Origin of the sequence: Pantoea sp. EABMAA-21, from assembly GCF_030053335.1 — a bacterium.
GTDB lineage: Bacteria > Pseudomonadota > Gammaproteobacteria > Enterobacterales > Enterobacteriaceae > Pantoea > Pantoea communis.
Genome location: NZ_JASGBX010000008.1, coordinates 93,736 through 109,775, shown reverse-complemented (window position 1 = coordinate 109,775; position 16,040 = coordinate 93,736). Strand labels below are relative to the sequence as shown.

Here is a 16,040-nt window from a genome sequence, read left to right as displayed (position 1 = left end):
ACAACTGCGAAGCAACGCGAAGGATTAAGCGCTGGTGTCGAACAGGCGGGCATCGCGCAGCAGGTGATCGTTGCCACGACGGCGGGTGAAACCGCTGCGGTCGAAGAATTCCAGAATCTGTACCGCGATTTTACGCCCGGTACCGAGCTGATTGCGGAAATCGGCGGCGCTGGTGCTGCCACCGTTGGCGTCACGCTGGCGAATCAGATCGGCGAAGATCTGGATCTGGTCGCTGCGGTAATAGCGATCGCGCACGATCGCCGTGATATGACCGAGACGCGCGGCGGAGAGCAGCAGGCTGCGAATGGTTTCTTCATCTTGCTGGGTGGCCAGTGCGATATCGCGCACCCATAGCGGCTGGTCACCAAACAGCGGACCAACCTGCTGCCACAGTGCTTCCTCCTGGGGATTGAAGCGCGGTTCGAAATCCGGCAAATGCAACCAGCCTTGCCGGTGCTGCAACTGGCCTTGTGAAAGCAGCCGATCGATCAATGCGATAACCTGTTCCGGCGGCTGGTGGGGGAGAGCCACGCGACGCAAGCGATCGCGACCAATGCCCGGCACTTCAGGGTGCTGCTGATGAAACGCGGTGAGCGCTTCCAGCAGTCGCTGCTGCCAGTCATTGGCCTGTTCCACAGCCATGATGGCGCTGCCGAGTCGCACGGGCGCCACCTTGTCCAGCAGGTTGTTGAGTGCATCGTCACTCAGCTGGCGTGCCCAACTCAGCTCGGCCATGTCGATGGGTTGCTGAGCCAGGTGCGACTGCAGACTCTCTTCATCGGCTTCCGCCGCCGCCAGCTGTTGCAGCCAGTCAAGATAATCAGGATGGCGCTTGCCGCGTTTCTTGCTGTTCAGCAGCAGCACTCGTCCGCCACCGAGCGTGAGTTGTGCATTGCTGTCGCGGATAATCAGCCGATCGTTTTCCGCCAGCCACAGCGGCTCGTTGAGCACCAGCTCCGCCAGTTCGCCCGCAATCAGGTTAAGTCGGCCAGTCACATGACTGGCGGCATGGTGAAGATGTACCGGCTGCGAGGGATTTCTTAACGGCTGTAGCAAACGCAGCGCCACGATCAGTCGCTGGGTGCCCGAAGGTTGCGGTTGTGCCAGCAGCCAGTCACCGCGCGCAATCTGGTCTTTCTCCACATCGCCGACGATATTCAGCGCGATACGTTCTCCAGCCTGCGCACGCGTTACCGACTGATTCTGCGCATGCAGCGAACGCACGCGCACGGGCAAATTGAGGCGGCTGAGCCACAACGTATCACCCACGCTGACTTCACCCGCCAGGGCGGTGCCGGTGACCACTAATCCGCTGCCTTTGAGGGTAAACGCGCGGTCAATGGCGAGGCGGAAGCGGCGACCCATATCGACATCCGGTGCGCGTAGTTCACTCAAGTGCTGGCGCAGCGCGTCGATGCCTTGCTGGGTGGTACTGCTGGTGACAAATTGCGGTACTGCCAGCCAGCCCAGTTGCTGCGTCAACTCCGCCACCTGATGCTGCACTTCAGCGATACGGACGGCGTCGACGCGATCCGCTTTGGTCAACGCCACGCTAAGCGGGGGTTGCCCGACCAGGCTTAGCAGTTGCAGATGCTCACGCGTTTGCGGCATCACACCGTCGTCGCACGCTACCACCAGCAGTGCATGATGAATACCGCCGATGCCCGCCAGCATATTGGCGAGGAATTTCTCGTGTCCTGGCACATCGATAAAGCCCACAACGCGGCCATCCGGTTGCGGCCAGTAGGCATAGCCAAGATCGATGGTCATGCCGCGCCGTTTCTCCTCAGGCAGGCGATCGGCATCGACACCGGTTAACGCCTGTAGCAGTGCGGTTTTACCGTGATCGACGTGTCCAGCGGTGGCGATAATCATGTGGTTAAGGTCCGTATCAGCGCCGCTTCATCTTCAAGGCAGCGTAAATCCAGCCACAGTCTTCCTTCCTGGATGCGGCCAATCACCGGTTGTGATAATGCACGCCAGCGCTGCGCCAGTGCATCCAGCGAGCTGCCGTGAGATTCACGTGGGCTAAACGTGATGGCAAAACTCGGTAAGCGTTCAACGGGTAATGAACCGCTGCCGATTTGCGACGAGCAGGCGGCGATATTAAGGGAAAAATCAGCGCCATAGGCGTGTTCCAGCGCAGGCATCAGCCGTTCGGCCTGCTGCAAAATCTCGTGTGACGATCGCGTCAACAAGCGCAGGGTGGGCAGCGCTTCGCGCAATGTTTCCGGCTGGCGATAAAGCTGCAAAGTGGCTTCCAGCGCAGCCAGCGTCATTTTATCCACGCGCAAAGCACGCTTGAGCGGATGCTGTTGCAGCCGATCGATAAGCGCCTGTTTGCCGACGATAATCCCCGCTTGCGGGCCGCCCAGCAGTTTATCGCCGGAAAAACTCACCAGATCCACACCGGCGGCAATCAGCTGTTGCGGCATCGGCTCGGCGGGCAAATTAAAAGCGGTCATGTCGATGAGCGAACCGCTGCCTAAATCAGTGATCACCGGCAGCTGATGTTGCGCCGCCAACGCCACCAGCTCGGCTTCCGCTACCGCAAGGGTGAAGCCCTGAATCTGGTAGTTGCTGGTATGCACCTTCATCAACAAACCGGTGTTGTCGCTGATGCCAGCACGATAATCTTTCAGATGGGTACGATTAGTGGTGCCGACTTCAACCAGCTGGCAGCCCGCCTGGCGCATCACATCGGGGATGCGGAATGCGCCGCCGATTTCGACCAGCTCACCGCGTGAGACAATCACTTCGCGACCTGGCGCCAGTGCTGCCAGCATCAGCAACACGGCGGCGGCATTGTTATTCACGATACAGGCCGCTTCAGCCCCCGTCAGTTCACACAGCAGCGCACTCACCGCACGATCGCGATGGCCACGTGACGCATCATCCAGCGCATATTCCAGCGTGACCGGCTGGCGCAAGCAGGCAGTGACCGCCTCAATCGCGCGCGTGCTTAACTGCGCACGGCCCAGGTTGGTGTGCAGCACCGTGCCGGTGAGATTGAACACCGGACGCAGCGCGCTTTGTTGCTGCTGTTGCGCGCGGCGCTGCGCTTCCTCTGGCCAGTTAAGATGCCAGCCGGGTAAAGTTTGATGCTGTTGAATATGCGTGCGTGCTTCTTGCTGCATGGCGCGCAGCTGGCGGGTGGTAAACGCGGTGCCCGTCTGCAGCAGCAGCGGCTGCATCGCGGGATCGCGCAGCAGGCTGTCGATCGCAGGCAGTTGTGAATACAGTGTTTTCATCGGGTGGCTTAGCTTAGCTGGAAGGCGGAACGGTGCGGGCAAAACTCTCCCGCGCAAACAACGTATCGGCCAGCTTGATCAATGCCGGGCGGTTCACGCACCAGTTAGGCAGCACCCGGCGGAAGTTGAGATAACCAATCATGCAGCCAGTGGCGATGTCGGCCAGATTGAGCGTACCGCTGTTCAAGAGTTCACCCTGGGCCGCCGCCGTTTCCAGCGCATCCAACCCACGCAAAATTTTCTCGCGATTACGCATTAGCACTTCTTCGGATTGTTGATCGCCGGGGCGCATCTGTTCGCGCACAATCATCACGGCGGCATCGTTGATGCCATCGGCGAGCTTTTCCAGCTGACGTACCTGCAGAGCGAGCAGGGCGTCATCCGGCAACAGAGCAGGGGCGTCACCGCGTAGCTCAATGACCTGGGCGATAATCGAAGAATCAAACCAGGTGAGATGGTTATCGTCTACCAGTGCAGGCACTTTGCCCAGCGGGTTATAGTGCGGCACGTGGCTGTCTTCCACCCAAGGCGACTGGTTAACAAATTCGAACACCAGGCCTTTTTCCAACAGGATCACTGAAATTTTGCGGACAAAAGGGCTGGTGTAGCTGCCAATCAGTTTCATCAGGTGTTTCCTTTGCGACAGAGATAGGTACACAAATTGTAGCGGCGCGATTTATTGCACGTTGTTGTCTGGCTCAAAAACAGCGCGATAAATCGTGCCGCGACAGTTCGTAGGAAAGCGGCAATTTGCTCAATCCCCAGGAAACATAAATGGATTCAGGCTGCTGCGCGCAAAGCCTTCCTGCTCCATACGCGCATCCAGCACCAGTGAGGCCAGGTCATCGGCCACCGGTTCCACCGCCGGATCCTTCTCCTGATACAACATCTTCAGATAGGTGCCGCAGTCACCACAGCTTTCGGCTTTCACTGCGGCTCTTTCGCTGTCGAGTGACCAATAGTGCAGGTCGCGCGTTTGCTCGCAGTTGGAGCACTTACTGCGCACCACATACCATTCACTTTCACACAGATTACAGTGTAGATAACGTAGCCCCTGCTGGCCCACATCCATATGCACCACGCTGGTCACCGGCACGCTGGCGCACACCGGGCAGAACTGGCGATGCTCGCCGTATTCTGCGCGGGCTTTGCCTGGGATCAGCGCTGCCATCTGCGCCCAATAGATCGAAAGCGCAGCCCAAATAAACGGGGCTTTATCGCTGCTGACCTGCGCAAAATCACCCTCCAGTAGCGCACTGGCCAGGCCTTCCAGCTCGGAAGAGGAGGCTTTTTCCAGGTTCTCCAGCACCGCCAATGCCTGGCCGCTCATCTCGGGCTTCAGCTCGGCAATCAGCGAATGCAGCAGACGCTGCCAGTGGGCATCGCGGGGATAGGTGTGAATATCGAGCGGCGGCTTGCCCTGTTCGGCGCTTTCGGCCAAACGCTGGCGCAAATCGAGTTGCAGCGGATGATCGTACAGCACGATGTCTTGCGCCTGCGCGATCACGGCAGCAAAGCGCAGATAATCGCCCAGCGGATTCTTCGCTGCCAGCTCACGTAAACGCGCTGCACGGCGGCTGTACAGATTTTTCAGCCGAGGAAAAAGCAGCGGCGGAACCTGTTCCGCCGTGTTTTTTTCGCCTTTCTCCAGCTGGTCCTGCGGGATAATGCGAATACTCATCAGGGACGTTTTTCCTGTTGTGTTTGGCGTTGGCGCTGCTCACGATACCAGCGTGGATGATGTTTCTTCGCCCACGCGGCCGGCACCCAGCCCTCAACCATGGCGGTAATGGTACCTTTGACCCACAGGGCCGCATAAATGTGCACCATAATCACCACGATCAATGCCACAGCTGAGACCGAATGCACCACCAAAGCGGCGCGAATCAGCGGAATCGCAAAGGCGCCTGCAAAGTAAGGACGCCAGATAACCACTCCGCTCGCCAGCAGCAAGACTAAGCTGATGATAGCAGCCCAGAACACACACTTCTGCCCGAAGTTGTATTTGCCGGTATCACCCACCTCTTCATTGCGTACGATCTTATTGATGTTTTTCGCCCAGAGCAGGTCTTCGCGATTGATCAGATTCTGTTTCCAGTAGCGCAAAAACATGATCAGAAAAGCAGCAAACATCACCACGCCGACAAAGGGATGCAGGATGCGCGCCAGTTGTGGCGTGCCCAAAACGTGCATCAGCCAGTTAAAGGAGGGAAAGAAGAAACCCAGCCCGCTCAGGGCTGCCAGAACAAAACAGAACGCTACAATCCAGTGATTGATGCGTTCCGGTGCGCTGTAGCGCACCAGACGATCGCGCTTTTTCATCATTCGCGCTCCTCTTTTTCGTGCAGGTTCTCGTCCTCATCCTCTTCCACCCGGTTCGGCCCGACGCCGACATAGTGGAATACCGAGGCAGCGAAGGTGGCGGCGAAACCGATGGCCGCCAGCGGTTTCCAGATACCTTTCCAGAAGGTGACCGCCGGACTGATGCTCGGGTTTTCTGGCAAACCGTGATACAGCTGGGGTTTATCAGCATGATGCAGCACGTACATGACATGCGTGCCGCCGACGCCTTCCGGATCGTACAAGCCCGCATTGTCATAGCCGCGCGTATTCAGCTCCGCCACGCGTTCTGCCGCCAGCGCCTGCATATCGGTTTTACTGCCGAAATGAATCGCGCCGGTCGGGCAGGTTTTGACGCACGCCGGTTCCTGGCCAACATTGACACGATCGACACACAGCGTGCATTTATACACGCGGTTGTCGTCTTTATTCAGGCGCGGCACGTCGAACGGACAGCCGGCAATGCAGTAGCCGCAGCCAATGCACTGCTCGGACTGAAAATCGACGATGCCGTTGGCGTACTGAATAATCGCACCTTCGGACGGACAGGCTTTTAGGCAGCCGGGATCGGCGCAGTGCATGCACCCATCCTTGCGGATAAGCCACTCTAACTTGCCATTCTCCTCCACTTCTGAGAAGCGCATCACCGTCCAGGATTTGGCGGTCAGATCCGCTGGGTTGTCATACACCCCAACGTTATGCCCAACCTCATCGCGGATGTCGTTCCACTCTGAACACGCCACCTGGCAGGCTTTGCAACCGATGCAGGTGGTCACGTCGATCAGCTTCGCCACCTCCTGCTGATGATTACGCGCCTGCGGGGCAGGCGTGAAACCATTGGTGGCGGAGCGGCGGATAATGTCTTGTGATTGATAAGCCATCTACGTTCTCCTACACCTTCTCAACGTTAACCAGGAACGCCTTAAACTCGGGCGTTTGCGTGTTGGCATCACCGACAAACGGCGTCAGGGTATTGGCGATAAAGCCTTTCTTCGCAATGCCTTGATAGCCCCAGTGAATCGGAATGCCGACGGTATCGACGGTTTTGCCATCCACATCAAGTGGGCGCAGGCGTTTGGTGACCACCGCTTTGGCTTTGATGTAACCGCGATTGGAGCTCACTTTCACCGTATCGCCCTGCACGATGCCCAGCTTGTTGGCCAACTTCTCACCAATCTCCACAAACTGCTCCGGCTGCGCGATGGCATTGAGTAACGCGTGTTTGGTCCAGTAGTGGAAATGCTCGGTGAGACGATACGTGGTGCCGACATACGGGAAGTGCTCGGCTTTACCCATCGCCGCCAGATCGTCTTTGAACACGCGTGCTGCCGGGTTCGAAATGACGTTCGGATGCAGTGGATTCGTGCCGAGTGGCGTTTCAAACGGCTCGTAGTGTTCCGGGAAAGGACCTTCAGCCATTTTGTCGAGCGCGAACAGGCGGCCCATGCCTTCTGGCTGCATGATAAACGGCCCCACATTGCTCCCCGGTGCGGCGGTGCTGTAATCCGGAATATCCATGCCGCCCCATTTACTGCCATCCCACTTGAGGATCTGCCGTTTCGGATCCCACGGATTCCCTTGCGGGTCGGCCGATGCGCGGTTGTAGAGGATGCGTCGGTTGAGCGGCCATGCCCAACTCCAGTTCAGCGTATTGCCCAATCCACTCGGATCGGTGTTATCACGCCGCGCCATCTGGTTGCCATCTGGCGTCCAGCTGCCCGCAAAAATCCAGCAGCCGCTGCTGGTGCTGCCGTCATCTTTCAACTGCGCAAAGCTACTGAGCTGCTGGCCTTTTTTCACCAGCAACGTGCCTTTGTCATCGAACACATCCGCCAGCGCTTTGCCGTTGCTCTCCATCGCCACTTCTTCCGAAGCCGGGTTATCAGGCGTCTGGTAGTTCCACGTCATGTTCAGCACCTGTTCGGGCAAGGCACCGCCCTCACTGGCGTACATTTTGCGCAGACGGCTGTAAATGCCGGAGAGAATTTCGCCATCGTTCAGCGCTTCGCCCGGCGCATCCTGACCTTTGAAGTGCCACTGCAGCCAGCGTCCGGAGTTGACGATGGAGCCATTCTCTTCCGCGAAGCAGGTGGAGGGCAGGCGGAACACTTCGGTCTGAATCTTCGCCGGATCGACATCGTTAAACTCCCCGTGGTTTTGCCAGAAGGTCGAGGTTTCGGTGTTGAGCGGGTCGATGGTCACCAGGAACTTCAGCTTCGACAGTGAATCGATCACTTTGCGTTTGTTTGGGAATGAGGCCACCGGGTTAAAGCCCTGGCAAAGATAGCCATTCACTTTGCCCTGCGACATCATCTCGAAGTACTGCAAAACGTCGTAGCCTTTGTCCCACTTCGGCAACCAGTCGAATCCCCAGCTGTTCTCTGCTTGCGCTTTGTCTCCAAAAAAGGCCTTCATCATGCTGACAAAGAATTTCGGGTAGTTACCCCAGTAGTTCACCTGGCCGGGTAGCGTCGGTTTCGGCGTGTTGGCCGCGAGATAGCTTTGCAGATCGGTCTGTTTCTCCGACGGCAATGTCATATAACCTGGCAAACTTTGCGACAGCAGGCCGAGATCGGTGAGCCCCTGAATGTTGGAGTGACCGCGCAGGGCGTTGACGCCGCCGCCGGCCATGCCCATGTTGCCGAGCAGCAGCTGGATAATCGCCATGGTGCGGATGTTTTGCGCACCGACCGAGTGTTGCGTCCAGCCCAGCGCATACAGGAATGAGGTGGTGCGATCGCGCGCGCTGGTCTCACCGATCAGCTCGCAGACGTGCAGGAAGTCCTCTTTCGGCGTGCCGCAGATGCGTGACACCATTTCTGGTGTGTAGCGGCTGACGTGCTGTTTCAGCAGATTCCACACACAGCGTGGATGTTGCAGGCTGTCATCACGTTTGGCAAAGCCGTCATCGCCCAGCTCATAGTTCCAGCTGGTTTTGTCATACTTGCGATTGGCTTCGTCGTAGCCGCTGAACAGGCCGTCATCAAAATGATAGTCTTCGCGCACTATCAGGCTGGCGTTGGTGTACGCCTGCACATATTCATGCTGGATTTTGTCATTTTGCAGCAGCCACAGCAGCACGCCCGACAGGAAAGCAATGTCGGTGCCGGAACGAATCGGCGTGTAAAAGTCTGCCACCGATGCCGTACGCGTGAAGCGAGGATCGATAACAATCAATTTGGCTTTGTTGTGAATCTTGGCTTCCATCGCCCAGCGGAATCCCACAGGATGCGCTTCAGCGGCGTTGCCACCCATCACAACGATCAGATTGGCATTACGGATGTCGACCCAGTGGTTGGTCATCGCACCGCGACCAAATGTTGGAGCAAGACTTGCTACCGTTGGTCCGTGTCAAACGCGTGCCTGGTTGTCGACCGCTAACATGCCGAGCGATCGGGTAAATTTTTGGGTTAAATAGCCAGTTTCATTGCTGGATGCGGATGCACACAGCATGCCTGATGAGAGCCAGCGGTTGACGGTAACACCTGCGGCGTTTTGCGCGATAAAGTTGGCGTCGCGGTCGGCTTTCAGCAGTTTCGCGATACGGTCAAAGGCATCGTCCCAGCTGATGCGCTGCCATTTATCGGAGCCTGGCGCGCGGTATTCGGGGTAGTGCAGGCGGCTTTCACTGTGGACAAAATCCAGCAGGCCAGCGCCTTTGGGGCACAATGCACCACGACTCACCGGATGATCCGGATCGCCTTCAATGTGAAAAATGGTCTCTTTGGCGTTTTTCGCGCCGTCACCGAGGCTGTACATTAACAAGCCACAGCCCACTGAGCAGTAGGTGCAGGTGTTACGGGTTTCGCGGGCACGCAGCAGCTTATACTGTCGCGTTTCCGCCAGCGCTACCTCTGGCGTGAAGCCGAGGAGTGCTGCCGATGTCCCTGCCATACCGCCAGCACAGATTTTGAAGAATTTTCTTCGGCTGACGTTCATGGTTAATCCTTGAGTCGACATTGCTACAATTTGCCTGCGTCGTGCGTATTGTCGCTGCGTGGCCTGCGCCCATTCGTTCCCGTCGCTTACTGGTGTAAGCTCCCGGCTTGAATGGGTTTACTGCCTTGCCACAATCCGCATGACGGGCAAAATTTTTTGTGATGCGTTGGGCCGAGGCTCACAATGACCCAACTAATAGTGTGAGAATAGCAGCGAAATATTACCACTGCTTTAATGTGGTTGTTGTCCGAGGCGAGCAAAGTGAAAGTTAAAGCACAGGAAAGTCATCAGAGTGTGATTGAGATCTCAGGCGCAGTGCAGGCGCCGGTACGTCAGCGGCGTGATATCAGCACGTCTGAAACCGACTGGCTGGCACAAGAGGTGCCGATCGCGCTGGTGTATAACGGCATTTCCCATGTGGTGATGATGGCGACGCCCAACGATCTTGAGGCGTTTGCGCTCGGTTTCTCACTCTCAGAAGGCATTATTGAGAAGCCTGATGAGATTTTCGGCATGGATGTGGTGCCCGGCTGCAACGGTATTGAAGTGCAGATCGAACTCTCCAGCCGACGCTTTATGGCGCTAAAAGAGCAGCGCCGTGCCATGGCGGGCAGAACCGGCTGTGGCGTGTGCGGCGTGGAACAACTCGACCAGATTGGTAAACCGCTGCAGCCGTTGCCGTTTACCCAAACCTTCGATCTGGCAAACCTCGATAGCGGGCTGGCGCAACTGCGCAATTACCAACCCATCGGCAATCTCACCGGATGCACGCACGCGGCGGCATGGATGTCGCCGCAGGGGGAATTGCTCGGTGGCTGCGAAGACGTGGGTCGCCATGTGGCGCTGGATAAACTGCTGGGGCATCGTAGCCAGCAGCCGTGGCAGCAGGGCGCGGTGCTGGTCTCCAGTCGCGCCAGCTATGAGATGGTGCAAAAGTCCGCGATGTGCGGCGTGGAGATTTTATTTGCGGTATCCGCTGCGACCCAGCTCGCCGTTGAGGTCGCCGAGCGTTGTCATTTAACGCTGATAGGGTTTAGTAAGCCGGGACGCGCCACGGTGTACAGCCATCCGCAGCGCCTGGTTTAAACCACCTGTACCTGTGGCAGCGCCTGCTGGAGCGCAGCTAATGCGCCTGCTTTGGCGGGGCCGCTGTCGCAAATAAGCAAATCCACTTCTCCAATCGGCGCGTACACCGTGCGGCTGATCACCCCCAGCTTGCTGTGATCCGCCAGTAAAAAGGTGCGCGCAGCCTGCTGCACCATGGCGCGAGCAATCGCCGCTTCATGAGGATGGAAACTGCTGGCACCGTTTTTAGCATCAATGCCAACCGGCGACAGCAGGGCAACGTCGGCGCGATAGCGGTAAATCTCGCTGACCGTGATTTCGCCGCGCGTCTGCTGTGCACCTGCCATCATCATCCCACCGAGCAAAATCACCTGATTATTCAGCGTTTCATGTTCTTCGGCGGCGCTTAGCGCCAGTGCAGCCTGCAAACTGTTAGTGATAATGGTTAAGCCGGCCATGCTGCGCAGCTGCTCCGCCAGCATGGTGGTGGTGGTGCCGGCATCCAGAAACAGCGTCTGGCCCGGCTGCAAGTGCTGTGCGGCCGCCACGGCAATCGCACGTTTCTCTTTGGCTTGAGCACTACGGCGCACTTGCAGCGGTGCTTCCGGCTGGCTATCTACCGCGACTAAACCGCCGTGCACCCGTCGTGCTAAACCCTGCGCTTCCAGCTCAATAATGTCTCGCCGTGCCGTTTCCCGTGAAATACCCAGCTCATTGATAATGCGCTCGGTGCTGACCTGATGCTGCGTGGTCAGCAGGGCTCGAATGCGGTGTAAGCGGGTTTCCTGCAGCATGACTTTTCCCTGTAGCGTAATAATCTGGGCCTAAGCTTACCTGAGTGTCATTATGGCGTCATGTGTATTTGGTTGTATTTGTGTATTTGGTTGCATTTCTCGTTAAAGCAGGCATGATGGTGACAACGGTCACACATCATGCACCCCTTTCACCTTCGCAACGGGAGTTACCATGGCTACACGTTCCACCATCATGGACACCAACAGTTTTCGTGCTGAGCACGCCGACGGTCTGGATGCAGCAACCCGCCAGCTGACGGACAAGCGCAGCAAAGTGTTGGGCGAGTCGTATCGCCTGTTTTATCGTAAGCCGGTGCATCTGGTACGCGGTGAAGGGCAGTATCTGTGGGATGCTGCAGGTAACAAATATCTCGATGTGTACAACAATGTGGCCAGTATTGGCCACTGCCATCCGGCGGTGATCGAAGCGGTGAATCAGCAGATGAAGATGCTGAACACCCACACCCGTTATCTGCACGAACGCATTCTCGATTACACCGAAGAGCTGCTGGCAACCACGCCAGACGCCATCGACCGTGCCATGTATATGTGCACCGGGTCGGAAGCTAACGATTTGGCGATCCGTGTGGCGCGTGCTTTCAGCGGCGGCACGGGCATTATCGTGTCGCAGGAGGCCTATCACGGCACCAGCGATCTCACGTCTGGCGTCTCCCCGGCACTGGGCAGCGGTCAGCCACTGGCGGCCACCACGCGTTTGGTTTCGCCACCCGATGCTTACCGCGTCAACGCACCGGATCTCGGCGAATGGTTTGCCAACGAAATTCAGAAACAGATCGATGACATGAAAGCACACGGCATTAAATTTGCTGGCTTCCTCGCGGATTCGATCTTCTCTTCCGATGGTGTGTTACCGAATCCACGCGGCTTCCTGCAGAAAGCGGTGGATGTGGTGCACGCTAATGGCGGTATCTTCATTGCTGATGAAGTACAGCCTGGCTTCGGTCGTACCGGCGATGCATTCTGGGGCTTCGCCCGTCACGGCGTGGTGCCGGATGTGGTGACCACGGGTAAGCCGATGGGTAACGGCATTCCGGTTTCCGGCCTGCTGGCGAAGAGTGATGTGCTGGCGGCGTTTAGTGACGATATCCCTTACTTCAACACCTTTGGCGGTAACCCGGTTGCTATGGCGGCGGCGCAGGCGGTCCTGACGGTGATTAAAGAAGAGGGCTTGCAAGAGCACAGCCGCGTGGTGGGTGCCAAACTGCTCGCCGAGTTGCAGAAGTTAATGGATCGCCATGAAAGCATTGGCGATGTGCGCGGAGCGGGGCTGTTTATCGGCTTCGAACTGGTGCAGGACCGCACCAGCAAAACGCCGGATAAAGCGCTGGCGCTGGATCTCACCGAGAAGCTGCGCGATCACCATGTGCTGACGTCGGTGGCCGGTCCGTACGGCAACGTGCTGAAGCTGCGTCCACCATTGGCGTTCCAGGAATCGGATATTGATTGGCTGGTGGGTGCGCTGGATAAGTCACTGACCGAGCTGGGTCGGTAAAAGGCTAAGGTTGCCCCAAAGCAGTATCAGGAAGATGAAGCGGGTCGCCATTCCTGGCGACCCGGCTGAGAATCTGCACGTTTCACTCAATGTGCACGTGGATGCGCACCTGGAAAGGATTACGCGGCTGCCGTTTCCTCGGCAAAAATACTTTCCATCTTCTGCCACGCCTGCGCCACATCGTCATCCAGATTGAACAAACCTGACGTGCCAACGATAAACACATCCACACCAGAAGCCGCAATCTGCTTAAAGGTGCGCGCATTGCAGGAACCATCAATCTCGGTCAGATAGTGATAACCGTGCTCTTCGCGCATGGCAATCAGCTGGCGAATCTTGTTCAGCGTCTCCGGAATAAATTTCTGCCCCGCAAAGCCAGGATCCACCGACATCACCGTAACCTTATCCAGCAGATGTGCATACTCACGAATGCTCTCGGCAGGTGTCGCCGGGTTTAATACCACGCCGCAGCGACGGCCCGCTTCTTTGATTTGAGTCAGCAGGCGGAATATTTTGTTATTTGCGGTTTCGGGATGGAAGCTAATAATATCCGCCCCCGCCTCAATGCACATTGGAATAATATCTTCCGGGTGATTGACCATTAAATGCACATCAATTGGCACATCGGTGATTTTACGCAGGTTCTCAATAAAGAACGGCGATAACGTAATATTTTTAACGTAGCTGCCATCCATAATATCGACATGATAAAAAGCCGCAGTACTATTCATCGCTTCGATCTGTTCACGAAAGCGGGTGAGATCCATACACATTAATGACGGTGAAAATTGAGCGTTCATTGTTTTTTCCTCATTACATAAACAGCGCCCGCAGGCGCTGTGTTATGACATCAATGGAAGAACGAAATAATGTGGCCGAGTACGATGCCGACAATACCGAAGTCCGCGTCGCCGAAGGTGGTCGAGGCAAAGCCCAGGTCGCCCATCAGCGGCAGCAGAATCGCCGGCAGGAAGGAGATCAGCAGCCCTTGTACAAAGGAGCCGACTACCGCGCCACGACGTCCACCCGTGATGTTGCCGTATACACCCGCGGTGGCACCGCAGAAGAAGTGGGGCACCAGACCAGGAACAATCACGCTCAGACCAAACAATGGGCACAGGAACATGCTGATCAGACCGGCGGAGAAACTGCACAGGAAGCCGATGATCACGGCATTCGGCGCGAACGGGAACACGGTTGGGCAGTCCAGCGCCGGTTTGGCGTTCGGTACTAACTTATCTGCGATGCCTTTAAAGGCCGGCACGATCTCGGCAATCACCATACGCACACCGGCGAGGATGATATAAACGCCCGCCGCAAAGGTGATGGACTGAATAATCGCGAACACGATGAAGTTCTGACCGCCGCTCACCTGGCTTTCGGTGAACTCTTTACCCGCCACCAACACCAGCGCGATAAACAGAATCATCATGGTCAGCGAAATCGCGACCGAGGAATCACGCAGGAAGTTGAGGGTTTTCGGCACCTTCAACTCTTCGGTGGATGGACTGCCTTTGCCCACTGCTTTACCGACCAGCGCAGACAGCAGATAACCGGTTGAGCCAAAGTGGCCGAGCGCCAGATCGTCCGAATTGGTGATTTTACGTGTGAACGGCTGCAGAATCGCCGGGCACACCACCATCATGGTGCCGAGAATCAGTGAACCGATTAGCACCAGCCAGAAGCCATGTACGCCGCCGACGGAAAGAATCACCGCCAGCATCGCCGACATATACAGCGTGTGATGACCGGTCAGGAAGATGTACTTCAGCGGGGTGATACGCGCCAGCAGGATGTTCACCAGCATACCGAACACCATGATCATCGCGGTTTCAGTACCGTAACTCTTCTGCGCCAGCGCGGCCATCGCATCAGTATTTGGCACGACACCCTGAATATTAAACGAGTGCTCAAACAGCTGGCTGAAAATGGTCAGTGTTGCCGCAATCAGGTTGGCCCCTGCGATGAGAATCACAAAGCCCATGATGGTTTTCAGCGTGCCAGAAATCACATCCGACACCGGTTTCTTTTGCAGTAATAAACCAATCAGGGAAAAAAGGCCGACAAGTATTGCGGGTGTTCCGAGAACATCCTTGATGATAAATTGCAGCATAATTACTCCATGTGAGTAAAATCGGGCTATTACAGATTTTCCGCCAGGATTTCTTTAATTTTGGCGTTATCTAATAAATTCGTCAGACCAAATACCTGCGCGCTATGCCCGGATAACTGATCGGCAATATCTTTGGCGCTGATAATAAGGTCGGCCTGTTCAGATTTCGCCGTGGTTAAATCGGTATGGCCCACTTCGGCCTCTTTCCCTAATTCCACCACAATTTTCTTCACGTTCATTTCCACAATAAAGCTGCTGCCTAAACCATTACCGCACACAATCAGGACTTTTTTCATAATAGGATTCTCTGGTGGTTAATTTGTAATAACAGCTTCAATCGCTGGTAGGGTTGCCGCCGTCAGCAATTGCTGCAGGCGAGATTCGTCACTGAATACTTCGGCTAATGCTGTGATCATCTGGATATGATCGTCGCCGGAAACGGCGCACAGCATAATCACCACATGCACCGGATCGTTTTCATCCGCTGCAAAGCTCACACCGTTCTTCACATGCAGCAACGACAAGCCATTCTTACGCGCACCCTGTTCCGGACGGGCATGCGGCATCGCCAGGCCGGGTGCCAGTACGTAGTAAGGTCCCAGTTCGGCATGCGAAGTAAAGATGGCATCGAGGTAAGCCGGGGTGATCGCCCCTTCGGCCAGCAGCGGCTCAGCGGATAAACGTACCGCGTCCTGCCAGTCGCTGACCTGTTCTACGATGCGGATATGTTGCGGTGTCAGCCATTGAGTGAGCATCAGTAATTCCTGGTTATTCGTCGATGGAGTGCACTTTAGGTGATTTTCTCAACGCTTTTCTGTGATGATTGTCGCAAAAGTTAGCGCTAACACGGGTGTTGTTAAAAACTGTGTTATCGCTAACATTTTTGTGCAGTCCGTTTGTCATCGTTGCAAGCACCTGACATGCTCCGAGAATCTGAAAATCTTCAGCAGGTGAGGTGTGCCCGAATCTGTGGTGATTAACGTGGCACGTTGACGCATTTGGTTTTAAGCTGCGTGCGGGCATTT

14 protein-coding genes are annotated in these 16,040 nt (G+C 56.4%); 2 read left to right on the top strand and 12 right to left on the bottom strand.

Going from position 1 to position 16,040, the window contains the following annotated elements:
• Positions 1-24: 24 nt before the first annotated feature.
• The 7 genes from selB to fdnG form a co-directional block, all read right to left on the bottom strand.
• Positions 25-1,875: a selenocysteine-specific translation elongation factor gene (selB, locus tag QMZ65_RS13610; RefSeq protein WP_283216173.1), complete on the bottom strand. Its 1,851-nt coding sequence runs from the start codon at positions 1,873-1,875 to the stop codon at positions 25-27.
• Entirely contained in the window at positions 1,872-3,251 is a 1,380-nt protein-coding gene (gene selA / locus QMZ65_RS13605; RefSeq protein ID WP_283216172.1) for an L-seryl-tRNA(Sec) selenium transferase, read from the bottom strand. The genes selB and selA overlap by 4 nt, the downstream gene beginning before the upstream one ends.
• Before the next feature lie 13 nt (positions 3,252-3,264).
• Entirely contained in the window at positions 3,265-3,876 is a 612-nt protein-coding gene (locus QMZ65_RS13600; protein ID WP_034827706.1) for a glutathione S-transferase, read from the bottom strand.
• 129 nt (positions 3,877-4,005) lie between these two features.
• On the bottom strand, positions 4,006-4,932 hold the full coding sequence (gene fdhE, locus QMZ65_RS13595) for a formate dehydrogenase accessory protein FdhE (RefSeq protein WP_034827709.1): 927 nt from the start codon (positions 4,930-4,932) through the stop codon (positions 4,006-4,008).
• A complete protein-coding gene (fdoI, locus tag QMZ65_RS13590; RefSeq protein WP_097118543.1) occupies positions 4,932-5,573 on the bottom strand; it encodes a formate dehydrogenase cytochrome b556 subunit in 642 nt (213 codons plus the stop codon). The genes fdhE and fdoI overlap by 1 nt, the downstream gene beginning before the upstream one ends.
• A complete protein-coding gene (gene fdxH, locus QMZ65_RS13585; RefSeq protein ID WP_097118464.1) occupies positions 5,573-6,472 on the bottom strand; it encodes a formate dehydrogenase subunit beta in 900 nt (299 codons plus the stop codon). The genes fdoI and fdxH overlap by 1 nt, the downstream gene beginning before the upstream one ends.
• A gap of 10 nt (positions 6,473-6,482) precedes the next feature.
• The gene (gene fdnG / locus QMZ65_RS13580) at positions 6,483-9,530 is read right to left on the bottom strand and encodes a formate dehydrogenase-N subunit alpha (protein WP_283216171.1); all 3,048 of its coding nucleotides are present in this window, start codon (positions 9,528-9,530) and stop codon (positions 6,483-6,485) included.
• 303 nt (positions 9,531-9,833) lie between these two features.
• Between fdnG and fdhD the strand changes: the two genes are divergently transcribed.
• The gene (gene fdhD / locus QMZ65_RS13575; RefSeq protein WP_255253273.1) at positions 9,834-10,616 is read left to right on the top strand and encodes a formate dehydrogenase accessory sulfurtransferase FdhD; all 783 of its coding nucleotides are present in this window, start codon (positions 9,834-9,836) and stop codon (positions 10,614-10,616) included.
• Here fdhD and QMZ65_RS13570 read toward each other — a convergent pair.
• Entirely contained in the window at positions 10,613-11,389 is a 777-nt protein-coding gene (locus tag QMZ65_RS13570) for a DeoR/GlpR family DNA-binding transcription regulator (RefSeq protein WP_058961122.1), read from the bottom strand. The two genes, fdhD and QMZ65_RS13570, sit on opposite strands and share 4 nt — an antisense overlap.
• A gap of 172 nt (positions 11,390-11,561) precedes the next feature.
• On the opposite strand from QMZ65_RS13570, the gene QMZ65_RS13565 reads away from it, so the two are divergent.
• Positions 11,562-12,902: an aspartate aminotransferase family protein gene (locus QMZ65_RS13565; protein WP_034827718.1), complete on the top strand. Its 1,341-nt coding sequence runs from the start codon at positions 11,562-11,564 to the stop codon at positions 12,900-12,902.
• Between the two features lie 119 nt (positions 12,903-13,021).
• Here the strand turns inward: QMZ65_RS13565 and alsE are convergent, their stop codons facing one another.
• The 4 genes from alsE to QMZ65_RS13545 are packed head-to-tail and all read right to left on the bottom strand — an operon-like array spanning position 13,022 to position 15,770.
• Positions 13,022-13,702: a D-allulose 6-phosphate 3-epimerase gene (gene alsE / locus QMZ65_RS13560; RefSeq protein ID WP_097118468.1), complete on the bottom strand. Its 681-nt coding sequence runs from the start codon at positions 13,700-13,702 to the stop codon at positions 13,022-13,024.
• A gap of 50 nt (positions 13,703-13,752) precedes the next feature.
• The gene (gene ulaA, locus QMZ65_RS13555; RefSeq protein WP_034827723.1) at positions 13,753-15,015 is read right to left on the bottom strand and encodes a PTS ascorbate transporter subunit IIC; all 1,263 of its coding nucleotides are present in this window, start codon (positions 15,013-15,015) and stop codon (positions 13,753-13,755) included.
• A 29-nt stretch (positions 15,016-15,044) separates the two neighbouring features.
• Complete coding sequence (locus QMZ65_RS13550; protein WP_097118469.1) at positions 15,045-15,311, bottom strand: PTS sugar transporter subunit IIB; 267 nt, start codon at positions 15,309-15,311, stop codon at positions 15,045-15,047.
• A gap of 18 nt (positions 15,312-15,329) precedes the next feature.
• Positions 15,330-15,770, bottom strand: coding sequence for a PTS sugar transporter subunit IIA (locus QMZ65_RS13545; protein ID WP_034827726.1), 441 nt, complete (start codon positions 15,768-15,770; stop codon positions 15,330-15,332).
• Positions 15,771-16,040: the final 270 nt, after the last annotated feature.

Excerpts from the sequence above, each read along its gene's own strand:
- fdhE (WP_034827709.1), bottom strand. The coding sequence starts at position 4,932 with ATGAGTATTCGCATTATCCCGCAGGACCAGCTGGAGAAAGGCGAAAAA.
- QMZ65_RS13600 (WP_034827706.1), bottom strand. The coding sequence starts at position 3,876 with ATGAAACTGATTGGCAGCTACACCAGCCCTTTTGTCCGCAAAATTTCA.
- alsE (WP_097118468.1), bottom strand. The coding sequence starts at position 13,702 with ATGAACGCTCAATTTTCACCGTCATTAATGTGTATGGATCTCACCCGC.
- selA (WP_283216172.1), bottom strand. The coding sequence starts at position 3,251 with ATGAAAACACTGTATTCACAACTGCCTGCGATCGACAGCCTGCTGCGC.
- fdoI (WP_097118543.1), bottom strand. The coding sequence starts at position 5,573 with ATGAAAAAGCGCGATCGTCTGGTGCGCTACAGCGCACCGGAACGCATC.
- QMZ65_RS13565 (WP_034827718.1), top strand. The coding sequence starts at position 11,562 with ATGGCTACACGTTCCACCATCATGGACACCAACAGTTTTCGTGCTGAG.
- fdxH (WP_097118464.1), bottom strand. The coding sequence starts at position 6,472 with ATGGCTTATCAATCACAAGACATTATCCGCCGCTCCGCCACCAATGGT.
- ulaA (WP_034827723.1), bottom strand. The coding sequence starts at position 15,015 with ATGCTGCAATTTATCATCAAGGATGTTCTCGGAACACCCGCAATACTT.
- QMZ65_RS13550 (WP_097118469.1), bottom strand. The coding sequence starts at position 15,311 with ATGAAAAAAGTCCTGATTGTGTGCGGTAATGGTTTAGGCAGCAGCTTT.
- QMZ65_RS13570 (WP_058961122.1), bottom strand. The coding sequence starts at position 11,389 with ATGCTGCAGGAAACCCGCTTACACCGCATTCGAGCCCTGCTGACCACG.
- selB (WP_283216173.1), bottom strand. The coding sequence starts at position 1,875 with ATGATTATCGCCACCGCTGGACACGTCGATCACGGTAAAACCGCACTG.
- QMZ65_RS13545 (WP_034827726.1), bottom strand. The coding sequence starts at position 15,770 with ATGCTCACTCAATGGCTGACACCGCAACATATCCGCATCGTAGAACAG.